This window comes from uncultured Roseobacter sp. (genome assembly GCF_947501835.1).
Taxonomy (GTDB): domain Bacteria; phylum Pseudomonadota; class Alphaproteobacteria; order Rhodobacterales; family Rhodobacteraceae; genus Roseobacter.
Map to the genome: position 1 here is coordinate 64,434 of NZ_CANMXR010000008.1, position 13,902 is coordinate 78,335.

A 13,902-nucleotide genomic window follows, 5' to 3' on the forward strand; every position below is an offset into this window, starting at 1 on the left:
CTGAGATGTCCCCGCCACCGCGGCAGGTTTTTTGAGCGAGGATCATCGAGACCTCTTCCCCCCGGCGCGCACTGGGCGTAATGCAGTTTCATGCGCAAAGTGATGACATATCCCGAACACGGTCGCGCTATCCTGACCCTTGGCCTGCCGCTGATCGGCGGGCATCTGGCCCAGATGGCAATCGGTGTCACCGATACCGTCATGTTGGGGTGGTATGGCGTCGAGGCATTGGCCGCGGTGACGCTGGGTTCAACCTTCTTCTTTGTACTGTTCATCTTTGGCTCGGGCTTCGCATGGGCGGTGATGCCGATGGTCGCCTCCTTTGACGCGGAAGGCGATGAGGTCGGATTGCGTCGGGCCACGCGGATGGGGCTCTGGCTGAGTTTCGGATTTGCCGTGCTGGCACTGCCCGCCATGTTCTGGTCGGAGCCCTTGCTCATCGCTTTGGGACAGGGCGAGGGCCTTGCAGCCGATGCGAGCGCCTATCTCCGCGTCGCAGGCTTTGGCATTCTGCCGGCGCTCCTGGTCATGGTGATCAAATCCTATCTGGCGGCGCTTGAGCGGACACAGGTGGTTTTGTGGATCACGGTGCTTAGCGCAATTCTGAACGCCGTGGTGAATTACGCGTTGATTTTCGGCAATTGGGGCGCGCCGGAACTTGGCATCACCGGTGCCGCGATTGCTTCTGTCGCGACCCAGCTCTTTGCGCTCATTGGTATCGTCATCTACGCACGTGTCGCGCTGCCGGAACACGCGCTTTTCCAACGCCTGTGGCGCGCGGATGGTCAGATGCTGGCGCAGGTGTTTCGTCTTGGCTGGCCGATTGGGCTGACGGGTCTCAGCGAAGTGGGTCTTTTCGCCGCCTCCGCCATGATGATGGGATGGCTGGGCACCGTGCCGCTGGCTGCACATGGCATTGCGGTGCAGCTCTCGGCCCTTGCGTTCATGGTACATATGGGGCTGAGCAATGCCGCCACCATTCGCGCGGGCAATGCCTACGGTCGCCATGACCCCGACCACATGGACAAAGGTGCGCGGATGGTGACCGCAATGTCGCTGATCATCGCCATGATGACTGTGGTACTTTTCCTTGTGATGCCAGAGCCTTTGATCTCGATCTTCATGCAGAAGGATGAGCCGGAAAGGGACACGATCCTGCTGATTGGGACCGGGCTTCTGGCGATGGCCGCGCTTTTTCAATTGGTCGACGGCGCTCAGGTGATTGCCCTGGGATTGTTGCGCGGGGTGCAGGACACCCGGGTGCCGATGATCTGCGCCGCGCTGAGCTATTGGGGTGTCGGCATCCCTTGCTCCTATGTGCTTGGCTTCGTGCTGGGCTATGAGGGTATCGGGGTCTGGGCCGGTCTGGTCATTGGCCTCGGCGTTGCCGCCCTGCTGTTGTCGGCAAGGTTCTGGGGGTTCGCCCTGCGCAGGCTCAAGACAGCCGCCGCCTGAGGTGCGGCTTGCGCCACCGCCTCAGCCGTTCTAGCGTTTCGCCTGATATCCGGGGGGCTTCATGTACAAAGATCGCTACGGCAACGCGCTGACGACCACATCTCAGGCTGCGGCAGACGCCTATGAGCGCGCGCTTGACCGGCTGCTTGCCGGGCGACCGGAAATGGACGCAGGATTTCTCGCCGCGATCGAGGCCGATCCAGGATTTGCCGCCGCATACGCGGGCCTGTCCCGCGCCCGGCAAACGGTTGGTGACATGGCGGGGGCGCAGGCGGCCATCGCTCAGGCGCAGACGCTTGTTGGTGGCGTGACCGCGCGCGAAGCCTCGCAAATCCATATGCTGTCCTTGATGATGGGCGGCAAGGGGGCCGAGGCGTTGCAGGCGGTCTATGACCATATGGACCGTTTCTCGCGGGACGCCGTGGTCGCGCAAACCAGCTCGTCGATCTACGGGCTGATCGGGTTTTCCGGGCAACCCGGGCGCGAAGCGCAGATGCTGGCTTTTCTGTCGCGTCTGATGCCGCATTACGGTGAGGATTGGTGGCTGATGAGCCAATACGCCTTTGCGCTCTGCGAAACGGGGCAGCTGGCGCAGGCGGGTGACATGATCGACCGGTCGCTTGCACTCAACCCCGACAACGCCCATGGCGCGCATGTGCGCAGTCACGTTTCTTATGAAGAGGGGGATGTTGACAGCGGGATCGCCTATTTGAAGGAGTGGCTGCCCGGCTATGCCAAGGCGGGTGTGATGCACGGGCATCTCAGCTGGCACCAGGCGCTCTGGATGCTGCAGACCGGCGATGTCGCGGGCATGTGGGCACTGCTGGATGATGCCGTGACGCCGGATGCGGCGATCGGTGGCGCGCCCCTGAGTGTGCTGGTGGATACGGCGTCATTGCTGCATCGAGCGGAACTGGCGGGTGTTGCTGTGCCGCAGGAGCGGTGGGTGTCCATCAGCGAATTCGCCGCACGGGCCTTTCCGCGCACGGGCAATGCTTTTGTCGATATGCATGTCGCGGTGTCGCATGCCATGGCCGGTGAGGCCTCGGGCATCTCCCGGATCATCTCGGAGCCCGCAGGTCCCGCTTCGGATCTGGTGCCCAGCATCGCGCAAGGGTTTCAGGACATGGCGCGCCGCGATTGGGCCGGTGCCGCGCGCCATTTCAAGAGTGCGATGGCCGATACCGCGCGGATCGGCGGCAGCCGCGCACAGCGTGATCTGGTGGAGCACAGTCTGTTGGCCTGTCTCATGCGGCAGGGTCTGAGGGCTGAGGCACATGATCTTGCAGCGCTCAGGCGCCCTGTGATTGCAGGTGCTTACGCATCATAGCTAAAGTATACTCGGCAGGTTCAACTCGTGCTCGCGGGCGCAATCGAGCGCCTCGGCATAGCCCGCATCCGCATGCCGCATCACGCCGGTCGCTGGGTCATTCCAAAGCACACGCGCGATCCGCCGGTCCGCGTCCTCGGTGCCATCGCAGCAGATCACCATGCCGGAATGCTGGCTGAACCCCATGCCGACACCACCGCCGTGGTGCAACGATACCCAAGTGGCCCCGCTGGCCGTGTTCAGCAGCGCATTCAGCAAGGGCCAGTCACTGACAGCATCTGAGCCGTCCTGCATCGCTTCGGTCTCGCGGTTGGGTGACGCGACTGAGCCGGAATCCAGATGGTCCCGCCCAATCACAATCGGGGCGGATAGCTCGCCGCTGCGCACCATCTCGTTGAAGGCCAGCCCCAATTTGTGGCGTACGCCCAGACCGACCCAGCAAATCCGCGCGGGCAGCCCCTGAAAGCTGATCCGGTCGCGGGCCATATCCAGCCAATTGTGCAGATGCGTGTCATCGATCAGCTCTTTGACCTTGCGATCAGTCTTGTAGATATCTTCCGGATCGCCCGACAGGGCGCACCAGCGAAACGGCCCGATCCCCCGGCAAAAGAGCGGACGGATGTAGGCCGGCACGAACCCGGGAAAGGCAAAGGCGTTTTCGAGGCCTTCCTCCAGCGCGACCTGCCGGATGTTGTTGCCATAGTCGAGGGTCGGCACATTGGCGTTCCAGAAATCCACCATGGCGGCGACATGTACCTTCATGCTGGCGCGCGCGGCGCGTTCCACGGCCTTGGGGTCGCTCTCGCGCTTGGCCTTCCAGTCGCCAAGGCTCCAGCCCTGCGGCAGGTACCCGTTGACCGGATCATGCGCGCTGGTCTGATCGGTCACGATGTCGGGCCGTACCCCACGCCGCACCAGTTCCGGGAAAACATCCGCCGCGTTGCCCAGCAGACCCACGGACTTCGCATCGCCTGCCGCTGTCCATTTTTCGATGAGCCCCAGTGCTTCATCCAAAGTCTCAGCTTTCTCGTCCAGGTATTTGGTACGCAAGCGAAAATCTATGCTATCCGGGTTGCATTCGACCGCGAGGCAGCAGGCCCCGGCCATGACCGCGGCAAGTGGCTGCGCGCCGCCCATGCCGCCCAAGCCCGCGGTCAGGATCCAACGCCCGGTCAGATCGCCGTCGTAGTGTTGTCGGCCTGCCTCGACAAAGGTCTCATAGGTACCCTGCACAATGCCCTGCGAGCCGATGTAGATCCACGATCCCGCTGTCATCTGGCCGTACATTGCCAGACCACGCTTATCGAGTTCATTGAAGTGGTCCCAATTGGCCCAATGCGGCACCAGGTTGGAATTGGCAATCAGGACGCGCGGGGCGTCCTTGTGGGTCTGAAAAATGCCCACGGGTTTGCCGGACTGCACCAGAAGCGTCTGGTCTTCCTCAAGCGTTTTGAGGCTGGCGACGATATGATCGAAATCCGCCCAGGTGCGCGCGGCCCGTCCAATGCCACCGTAGACCACCAATTCATGCGGGTTCTCCGCGACGTCGGGGTGCAGGTTATTCATCAGCATCCGCATCGGCGCTTCGGTCAGCCAGCTTTTGGCGGTGATCTCCGGCCCTGTGGCCGGGAAAACGTCGCGGATATTCTTGCGCGGATCACTCATGTGGGCCTCCAGTGTTTCAGATAAGTCAATACGTCTTTGAGGATTTCGCGCAGGGGGGCTGCCTTGGCCGCGTCATACTGCCATGGGGCTGCCTCATCGGTCAGGTAGGTGGATTGGGCCAATTCCATCTGGATGGCATGCACGTTGTTTTCCGGACGGCCGAATTTGCGCGTCGTCCAGCCGCCTTTGAAACGCCCGTCAACGACGGTGGAGTAATCTGCCGCCTGCTTGCAAAGCTGCGTGACCTGCGCCGCGATTTCCGGATCGCAGGACGCGCCCATGTAGGTGCCGATGCTGAAGTCGGGCAAGGTGCCTTCGAACAGGTAGGGGATCTTTGACCGGATCGAATGGCAATCGTAGAGCACAGCAAATCCGTGTTTGGCCCGCAGGCGCGCGATTTGCGCGGCGAGGGCGGCATGATAGGGCGCGTGGCAGGCAGAACGCCAGGTGGCTATTTCGACCTTGCTGGGCGGGTCGTCCCAGATGTCTTCCCCGTCGAAACTCGTCAGCGGCACCAACCCTGTGCTGTTTTGCCCCGGATAGAGGCTGGCGCCGCTGGGGTCGCGGTTCGCATCGCAGACGTAGCGGTGAAAATTCGCGCGCACGGTCGTTACATCATCAATCAGATCGCTGTACAGCCGATCAACATGCCAGTCGGTATCCGCCACGCGCCGCCCGATCTCATTCAGCCGCTGCAGGATCGGGGCCGCGATTTCGGTCCCGGCATGCGGGATCGCAAGGATCAGCGGGCTTGACCCAACAGTGACATCAACGGGCATCAGGTCTGGTTCCTTCTTGCAGGCAGGGCAGGTCGAGACCCTGCACCAACGTGCCCGTTGATATCATACGTGCCGCAGTCTCGATATCCCGTGCCAGATAGCGATCCGCTTCCAGGGGCGCGATCTCCGCCCGCAGACGGTTTATCGCAGTTTGCAGCGCTTGGCTGGTTTTGAGCGGCGCGCGGCATTCGATCCCCTGCGCCGCGCAGATGGCTTCGACCCCGAGAATTACATTGAGATTGGTATTCATCTTCTGAAGACGGCGCGCGGCATGGGCGGCCATGCTGACATGATCCTCCTGATTGGCCGAGGTTGGGGTGCTGTCGGTGGCGCAGGGTGTCGCGAGGTGCTTGTTTTCGCTCATCAGTGCCGCGGTCGTCACCTCGGCGATCATCAGCCCGGAATTCAGCCCCGGATCAGGTGTCAGGAAAGGCGGCAGATCAAAGCTGAGCGTGGGGTCCACCATCAGCGCCACGCGGCGTTGCGCGATGGCTCCGATCTCTGCCAGCGCGACGGCGATCTGATCGGCGGCAAAAGCCACCGGTTCAGCATGGAAATTCCCGCCCGACACGATCTGACCGCCCGCCGGATGCGCGGCATCCACCAGAACCAGGGGATTGTCCGTCACCGCATTGGCCTCAGTCTCCAAGGTCGCGCCAGCCACGCGCAGCAGGTCCATCGCTGCCCCTGAAACCTGCGGCTGGCAGCGAATGCAATAAGGGTCCTGCACACGGGTGTCACCGTCGCGGTGGCTTTCGCGGATCTCTGACCCCTGCATCAACGCGCGCTGCGCACTGGCGGCTTCAATCTGGCCCTGATGCCCGCGCAGCAGGTGAATTTCTGGGACCAAAGGCGCTGTCGATCCCATGATCGCATCGGTGGACAGGGCCGCCGTCAGGATACAGGCGCGGGCGTTCTCCCAGGCGGCGAAAAGACCCACCAAAGCGCAGGCGGTGGAGAATTGCGTGCCATTGATCAGGGCCAGGCCTTCCTTCGCCCCCAGCGTGACCGGGGACAGGCCAGCGGCTTTCAGGGCCGCCGCACCGGGCATCAGATTGCCCTGAAAAACCGCCTCTCCCTCGCCGATCAGCACTGCGGCCATGTGTGCCAGGGGCGCCAGATCGCCAGAGGCCCCCACCGACCCCTGGACCGGTATGACGGGCATCACATCATGGGCGAGCAGGTCCTGAAGGAGCGCGACGGTCTGCCAGCGCACCCCTGATGCGCCGCGCCCCAGTGACAGCAGCTTCAGCGCGATCATCAGCCGGGTGGCGTTGGCCTCCAGCGGCTCGCCGACACCGCAGCAATGGGAAAGCACCAGGTTACGTTGCAGGGCTTGAGTGTCACGGGCCGCGATCTTGATGCTCGCAAGTTTGCCGAACCCGGTGTTGACGCCATAGACGGCAGCGTCGCCCTGTGCTGCTCGTTCCACCAGTGCCGCGGCGGCATCCATGCCAGCGCGGGCGCTTGCGGCCAGCGTCACAGGTCCCGTACCCGTCCAAACCGCATGAAGATCGGGCAGCGTGGTCGCGCCGGGCACCAGAATTTGCGTCATGCCCCGGGCCCTTCCAGTCGGCCGCCAAAGACCCGCGCATACAGCGGGTTGAACCCGATGTGGTAGGCCAGCTCCGCAGGATGCGTGACATCCCAGATCGCCAGATCGGCGCGACACCCGGTCGCAATTTTCCCGGCGTTGCTTTGCCCAAGGGCCTGGGCGGCATGGCAGGTCACGCCCGCAAGCGCCTCCGCTGGGGTCATGCGGAAAAGCGTGCAGGCCATGTTCATCGCAAGCAACAGCGAGGTCATCGGCGACGACCCCGGATTGCAATCGGTGCTGATCGCCATCGGCACCCCCACCGCCCGGAAGGTTTCGACCGGCGGTTTCTGGCGTTCCCGCAGGGTATAGAAGGCGCCGGGCAAGATCACGGCCACCATGTCTGCCGCTGCCATGGCTTTGGCGTCTTTCTCGGTGGCGTATTCCAGATGATCCGCCGACAGAGCGCCATGGGCGGCGGCCAACGCCGTACCGCCCTGGTGCGACAATTGTTCGGCGTGCAGCTTGATGGGCAGATCCAGGGCATGGGCGGCATCGAAGACGCGCGCGATCTGGGTGGTGTCAAAGGCGATGTTTTCGCAAAAGCCATCCACCGCATCCACCAACCCTTCGGCGTGGGCCGCCTGAAGCGTGGGGATGCAGATCTCATCAATATAGGCATCCGCATTCTCCGCGTACTCCGGCGGCAGCGCATGCGCGCCCAGGAAGCTGGTGCAAATGCGTATGGGGCGACGTTCGGCAATGGCCCGCGCGGCGCGGAGCATTCGCGGCTCGGTCTCCTGATCGAGCCCGTACCCGGATTTTATTTCCAGCAGGGTCACGCCCTCGGCGATCATGGCATCCACGCGGGGCAAGGCTTGCTCAATCAACGCCTCTTCAGAGGTTGCCCGTGTCGCCGTCACCGTCGACATGATGCCACCGCCACCGCGTGCGATGTCTTCGTAGCTTGCGCCTTCGAGCCGCATTTCGAATTCGGTTGCCCGGTTGCCGCCAAAGACAACGTGGGTATGGCAATCGATCAGGCCCGGCGTCACCAGGCGCCCGCCCAGATCGACGTGATCGCCTTTGTGATATTCCGCTGGCAGGGCGGTGCGGGCCCCGGCCCAAACGATCCGATCCCCCTGCATCACGATGGCGGCATCCGGCAGGGGCGCGGCCGCGCCGGTCATCGCCATGAGGGTGAGATTGGACAGAATCATGCATCAAACCTCTTGCGGAACGGAGTGGCTTTATTATTATGTATGTACATATTTTCCTGTCAAGACGGAGAAGCCGGTGCCGGTGATTTGGTCGAAATATGCGCTGACATCGGAGGGTTGGGCGCGAGACGTCCGCGTCGATGTTGATGACGCGGGGCGCATTACGGATGTCCAGGCAGAGCAACCGGCGCAGGGCACGCGCACCGACATCTTGCTGCCGGCGCCGGTGAATGTGCACAGTCACGCGTTTCAGCGGGCGATGGCCGGGCTTTCCGAGCGGCGGGGCCCCGACCCGCGTGACAGCTTCTGGACCTGGCGACAGCTGATGTTCCGCTTTCTCGATCAACTAACCCCGGATGACGTGGCAGCGATCACGGCTTTTGTGCAGATGGAGATGCTGGAGGCCGGGTTCGGCGCTTCGGTCGAATTTCACTATCTGCACCATCAGCCGGGCGGCGCACCTTATGACCGCCTGTCCGAGATGTCAGAGCAGATCGTGGTGGCGGCAGAAACAAGCGGTATCGGCTTGGCGCTCTTGCCCGTGCACTACCAATACGGCGGCTGTGACAAACGCGGCCTGGGGCTGGGGCAGGTACGGTTCGGTAATGACCCTGAGCGGTTTGCGAAACTGTGGCAGGGGGCGCAGCAGGCTGTGAAAACCCTGCCCAAAGATGCGGCAATAGGTGTCGCACCCCATTCCTTGCGCGCTGTCGCTCGGGAGGATCTGGCGACAATTGCCGGGCTTTCGAAAGACGGTCCGATCCATATGCATTTGGCGGAACAGCAAGCGGAGGTCGAAGAGGTGGAGGCCGCCTGGGGGGCGCGCCCGACCGAATGGCTGCTCGACAACCTCGACATAACCAAGCGCTGGTGCTTGATCCACTGCACCCAACTGTTGCCGCGTGAGGTGGTACGGTTGGCGGCAACCGGTGCCGTTGCCGGGTTGTGCCCGATCACCGAAAGCAGCCTTGGCGATGGGATTTTCGACGGGGTGGGCTGGCAGGCTGCAGGCGGGGCCATGGCGATTGGGTCAGACAGCAACATCCGCATCTCCCTGTTCGAGGAACTGCGTACGCTGGAGTATTCGCAACGGTTGCGCGATCACCGCAGGGCGGTATTTGCAACGCAAGCGCAGTCGACCGGTCGGGTCTTGTTCGACGCGGTGGTGTCGGGTGGGGGCCAGGCTGCGGCGCGGGGGCGCGGGGGGCTGCAACCGGGCACCTGGGCGGATATGCTGGCGCTCGACGGTGCCGCGCCCGACCTAGTGGGGCGCGAGGGGGATACGATCCTCGACAGTTTCATGTTTGCGGGCGACCATCGGATGATCCGCGATGTCTGGTCCGGGGGGCGGCATCTGGTACAGGACGGAAAACACATTCACCATCGCGCGATCCGCGACCGCTATGTCAGGACCCTCGCCAAGCTCCGGGATGTGATGTGACGGCGCCCGTCTTCAACGGCTGGCAGGCGGTGCGCGACGAGGTGTTGCGCCGCTTGCAAGCACGGATCTGGCGCCCCGGGGAGATGATTCCGAATGAGGCGGATCTGGCTGATGAACTGGGCTGCGCGCGGGTCACGGTTAATCGGGCCTTGCGGGCGCTCTCTGATGCCGGGCTGTTGGAGCGCCGACGCAAAGCGGGCACGCGCGTGGCGCTGCATCCGGTCCGACGGGCGACGCTTGAAATTCCGATGATCCGGCGGCAGGTGGAGCAGGCAGGCCACGCCTATGGGTATCACCTGACTTCGGCTGGGCGGGCCGAACCAAGCGCTGCGCTGCAAACGTACATGCGGGCAAGACCGGATGCGTTTTTGCAGGTCCATGCGGTGCACCTGCAAGATGGCATACCGTTTGTGGCGGAGGATCGCTGGATCAATCTGGAAACCGTGCCATCTGCGGCCAGCCAGGATTTTTCACAGGTCAGTGCCAACGAATGGCTGTTGCAACACGCCCCATTCTCCCGTGGCGATATCGCCTTCGCGGCAGAAAATGCCGCCGCCGAAACGGCTGACCTGTTGAAAACGCAGGTTGGAGCGGCCGTTTTCGTGACAGAGCGCACCACGTGGTTTGAAGCGCGCTCCGTCACTTTTGTGCGGTTGAGCTTTGCCCCCGGCTACCGGATGCAGACCGAGATCTGACGGCTCAGGTCTCTTTGCGGTCGTCGACGATGTTCAGCTGGGCCATGCCGCTTTGCCCCAGATCGACCGAGGAGAACGGTCCGCCGTGGCACATCTGCCCCGGGTCGGTCACATCTACGGGGCCCGCCTCGGCGAGCACAGTTTGCGCAAATTGCTCGGCGTTGTCCTTGGGCCGGTAGCCCAGAAAGGCGGCTTTGGCGTTGTCCACCGGCGCGCGGTCGTTGTTGGACACGCCGTAGATGACGGCAAAGCCCACCGAGGGGGTATCGATGGCGCGGGTGACCAACTGAATGAGATCATCGTAGCTGAGCCACGATCCCAACGCGCGGGTGTTGCTGACCTGGGCGCAGGAGAGAATTCGCAGATGCACCGATTCCAGCTGGCGCTTTTCCCAATACATGCGGCCCAGATCTTCGGTGAAGCATTTTGCGAGGCCGTAGAATGTGTCGGGGCGATGCGGGACGTCGATGCCGATGCATTCGGATTTGGGGTACATGCCCACCGCGTGGATCGAGGAGGCGTAGACAATCCGTTTGACGCCCGCCTTATAGCCCGCTTCCCAGATGTTATAGGAGCCGACGAAATTGGGGCCGAGCAGCTCTTCGAAGGGTTTTTCATCGACGATGGCCCCGAAGTGGATCACCATGTCCGCGCCCTCGAGGACGGGGGCGATCTGTGCCATGTCTGCCAGATCGGCCTGCACATAAGTTTCGCCGTCATAAAGCGTGCCGATGTCTTCAGCGATATCCGTGCTGACCAGCGTGTCGCACATCGCCGCCAGCGGTTCACGCAAATACGATCCCAAACGGCCTGCGGCCCCTGTCAAAACCAGTTTCATAGTTGTCCTTCCTTGCCGTCAGATGACGGCCTTTTCCAAGAATTTCTCACCGCGCAGAACCCGGTCCACATAGAAGGGTGCGAGGTCCAATGTGCGGTATTCACCATAGGCAATCTGTTCCGCCAGCCCGCGCCCCAAAGCCGGTGCTTGCTGCAACCCGTGACCGGAAAACCCATTGATGAACATGAAGTTGTCAATCTCCGGATGCGGGCCGACGATCGCGTTCTGATCCAGCGTATTATAGTCGTAATGCCCGACCCACATGTTGATCAGCTTGATCTCTTCGAATTGCGGGATGCGGGTGGCGATGATCGGCCAGAACTTGTCTTCCCACAAAGCATGATCGGCATTGAAATCGTCATGCGCCACCGCAGGGTCATCATCCGGCGGGCCGCCCGCAAGATAATAGCGCCCGTCGGTGCGCATGTGCACGCCGGAGGGGTCGATGGTCAGCGGCAGATCACGGTCCAACGGGTGCGCGGCGTCAAAGATATAGGTGTAGCGCTTGCGCGGCTCAATCGGGATATCAAGCCCCGCCATCTGCGCGGTCAGCGCCCCGTGCGTGCCGGAGGCGTTGACCACCGTACCGCAGGCCACATCGCCGCCCGTCTTGAGCGTCACGCCTGCGACGCGATTGCCCGCGCGCGCGATGGCTATGACCTCGTCGGCCACATATTCCACACCGTTTTTCCGCGCCATGCGTTTGAACCAGTCAAACATCGTGCCGCCGTCAAAATACCCTTCGTCGATCAGATTGTGGTTCGCCCCCAGAATGTCATCGAGCATGTAGAAGGGGTAGTCTGCCGCGATCTCCTCCGGGGTCATGAATTTTGTTCCCGCCCCGAGGCCTGCCTGTACCTTCTGGCTATCGCGCAGGGTGTCCGCAAATTCCGGCGTATCGGCCATATACATGTAGCCGTAGCTTTGCAGCACCAGTTCCGGCACGTCCGGGTCGTCGCCCATGAAACTTTGGAAATTCTTGATGAAGTCCGCACCGAACTGCGAAATGCCGATGTTGATCTTGTTGGAGAACTGCTGCCGGATGCAGCTGTTGGTGTGGCTGGTACCGGCGAATTCATAGGTGGGGTCCTTTTCGACCACCAGAATGCGACCGTCAAACCCGGCCATCTGTGTCAGCCACCATGCAACGCTTGACCCATAGATGGCCCCGCCAATGATGATGACATCATAAGATGAATGCTGCTGTGTCATGATCCCCCCACGTCCGCATTGCCTCTGGAACATGGGCGATATGGGTTCGTCAAGCTTTGTGAATTCTCATGTTGAAAAGGGCTGGTCCAGCGCGCGTGCCACAAGCTCCAACCGATCCTGACCATAGAACATATCACCGTCCACGAAATAGGTCGGAGAGCCAAAGACACCCAGGCGAATGGCGTCGGCCGTATTGGCGTCATGTTGTTGCTGTGTCTCTTCACTGCAGGCCGCATCCAGCAGCGCATGGCCGTCCAGCCCCAGGGAGCTTGCGACGCCAGATATCATCTGCGGATCGGCCTGATCCGCGTCGTCCCGCCAATGCGCCTGCAGCAGCGCGCGCGACAGTGCATCGACGTCCAGACCCGCGGATTGCGCCGCAATGATCGCCCCATTCCCCAGAGCCAGCGGGTTGTCGTGATGCTTGGGACGGCGCTGGATCCACGGCAGATCGCGATACTCTGCCCACCGCATGATCTCGCGGCCAAAGTAATATGCTTTATGGGCTTTGGAGCGCGCCTTGAACGGCGTACTGCCCACGGCCACCATGACCGGATCAAGATCAAACGGGCGGTGAATGACCTTTGCCTCTTTTTCCGCGGCAATTTCAGCCAGCCGCCACGCGCCCAGATAGGCAAAGACCGAGTGACAGGAATAGAAATACTCAATGGTTTTCATCTGGTCATCCTTTCTGCGCCAGGCTGCGCGCATCTTTGGCCATCAAGGCGATCACGTCGCGCAACCGGCCGGTGTCTTTCGGGTTTGAGGCGTTGCCGTCCAACCCCCGGCGCAACACGCCCTGCAAAATGGCAAGCAGCCGGAAGTAGGAAAAGACGACATAGAAATTCCAATGCGCGGGCGTCGGGATATTGCGGCGCGCGCAATAGGCGGCCACATATGCCTCCTCCTCCGGCAGGCCAAGGCCCGCGCGGTCCACGCCGCCAAGACCCCGAAAGTGCCCCTTGTGCGGCAATCGCCAGTGCATGCATTGATAGGCAAGGTCGGCCAGCGGGTGCCCCAGTGTGCTCAGCTCCCAATCGAGCAGGGCAACGACCTCCTGGCCCCCCGGGGCAAAGATCATGTTATCGATGCGGAAATCGCCATGCACGATGCTGCTGGCCCCGTCATCCGCCACCATATGCTCACCCAGCCAGTCCATCAGCCACTCCGCATCTGCGAGCACCTCCGTTGCCGTATCACGATACTGGCCGGACCAGCGCCCGACCTGCCGGGCGAAGTAATTGCCGGGCTTGCCATAGTCTTCCAGCCCGACAGATTTGGGATCAATGCTGTGGAGTGCTGCGAGCACGCTGTTCATCGCATCGTAGATTTGAGTGCGGGCACCCGGTTCCAGCTCCGGCAAGGCCGGGTCCCAGAAAATGCGCCCGTCCACCATCTGCATGACCATGAACTGCGTGCCCATCGGGGTCTCTTCACCCGAGAGGTGGTAGACGTGCGGCACCGGCACGTCGGTGTCGGCCAGCGCCTGCATCACCCGATATTCTCGGTCCACCGCATGGGCGGATTTCAGGAGCTTGCCCGGCGGTTTTGCCCGTAGCACAAAAGCTTGCGCGCCACTTTTGATCAGATAGGTGGGGTTGGACTGCCCGTCAGAAAACTTCTGGATACTGTCCAGCCGCTCAAACCCGGTCACATGGTCGGCAAGATAGGCTGCAAGCGCGTCTGGGTCGTACCGGTGCATCGCGAAATCCTTCATGGCCCATGGACAAGTC

General features: G+C 62.2%; 12 protein-coding genes. 4 read left to right on the forward strand and 8 right to left on the reverse strand.

Features of this window, described 5'->3' with window-relative positions:
* The first annotated feature begins 90 nt into the window (after positions 1-90).
* Together Q1A20_RS16745 and Q1A20_RS16750 are read left to right on the forward strand one after the other, a co-directional pair.
* Positions 91-1,455: an MATE family efflux transporter gene (locus tag Q1A20_RS16745; RefSeq protein WP_299917742.1), complete on the forward strand. Its 1,365-nt coding sequence runs from the start codon at positions 91-93 to the stop codon at positions 1,453-1,455.
* Positions 1,456-1,516: 61 nt separating this feature from the next.
* Entirely contained in the window at positions 1,517-2,785 is a 1,269-nt protein-coding gene (locus Q1A20_RS16750) for a tetratricopeptide repeat protein (protein ID WP_299917744.1), read from the forward strand.
* Here the strand turns inward: Q1A20_RS16750 and hutU are convergent, their stop codons facing one another.
* The 4 genes from hutU to hutI are packed head-to-tail and all read right to left on the reverse strand — an operon-like array spanning position 2,786 to position 7,983.
* Positions 2,786-4,450, reverse strand: coding sequence for a urocanate hydratase (gene hutU / locus Q1A20_RS16755; protein WP_299917746.1), 1,665 nt, complete (start codon positions 4,448-4,450; stop codon positions 2,786-2,788).
* Positions 4,447-5,232 carry an N-formylglutamate deformylase gene (hutG, locus tag Q1A20_RS16760; protein ID WP_299917956.1) on the reverse strand — a complete coding sequence of 262 codons (786 nt, stop codon included), beginning with the start codon at positions 5,230-5,232 and terminating at the stop codon, positions 4,447-4,449. Before hutG ends, hutU begins: the two co-directional genes overlap by 4 nt.
* Positions 5,219-6,784: a histidine ammonia-lyase gene (gene hutH, locus Q1A20_RS16765; protein ID WP_299917748.1), complete on the reverse strand. Its 1,566-nt coding sequence runs from the start codon at positions 6,782-6,784 to the stop codon at positions 5,219-5,221. Before hutH ends, hutG begins: the two co-directional genes overlap by 14 nt.
* A complete protein-coding gene (gene hutI, locus Q1A20_RS16770) occupies positions 6,781-7,983 on the reverse strand; it encodes an imidazolonepropionase (RefSeq protein ID WP_299406325.1) in 1,203 nt (400 codons plus the stop codon). The genes hutH and hutI overlap by 4 nt, the downstream gene beginning before the upstream one ends.
* Positions 7,984-8,059: 76 nt before the next feature.
* On the opposite strand from hutI, the gene Q1A20_RS16775 reads away from it, so the two are divergent.
* Both Q1A20_RS16775 and Q1A20_RS16780 read left to right on the forward strand, forming a co-directional pair.
* Positions 8,060-9,424, forward strand: coding sequence for a formimidoylglutamate deiminase (locus tag Q1A20_RS16775; protein WP_299917750.1), 1,365 nt, complete (start codon positions 8,060-8,062; stop codon positions 9,422-9,424).
* Entirely contained in the window at positions 9,421-10,119 is a 699-nt protein-coding gene (locus Q1A20_RS16780) for a GntR family transcriptional regulator (RefSeq protein ID WP_299406319.1), read from the forward strand. The genes Q1A20_RS16775 and Q1A20_RS16780 overlap by 4 nt, the downstream gene beginning before the upstream one ends.
* 4 nt (positions 10,120-10,123) lie before the next feature.
* Here Q1A20_RS16780 and Q1A20_RS16785 read toward each other — a convergent pair whose 3' ends face one another.
* The 4 genes from Q1A20_RS16785 to Q1A20_RS16800 all read right to left on the reverse strand — a co-directional run bounded on the left by Q1A20_RS16785 (position 10,124) and on the right by Q1A20_RS16800 (position 13,871).
* Positions 10,124-10,957, reverse strand: coding sequence for an NAD(P)-dependent oxidoreductase (locus tag Q1A20_RS16785; protein WP_299406316.1), 834 nt, complete (start codon positions 10,955-10,957; stop codon positions 10,124-10,126).
* Positions 10,958-10,975: 18 nt separating this feature from the next.
* The gene (locus Q1A20_RS16790; RefSeq protein ID WP_299406313.1) at positions 10,976-12,169 is read right to left on the reverse strand and encodes an FAD-binding oxidoreductase; all 1,194 of its coding nucleotides are present in this window, start codon (positions 12,167-12,169) and stop codon (positions 10,976-10,978) included.
* A 66-nt stretch (positions 12,170-12,235) separates the two neighbouring features.
* Entirely contained in the window at positions 12,236-12,847 is a 612-nt protein-coding gene (locus Q1A20_RS16795) for a 2-hydroxychromene-2-carboxylate isomerase (RefSeq protein WP_299406311.1), read from the reverse strand.
* A 4-nt stretch (positions 12,848-12,851) separates the two neighbouring features.
* Entirely contained in the window at positions 12,852-13,871 is a 1,020-nt protein-coding gene (locus Q1A20_RS16800; RefSeq protein ID WP_299406308.1) for a phosphotransferase, read from the reverse strand.
* Between the last annotated feature and the right edge of the window lie 31 nt (positions 13,872-13,902).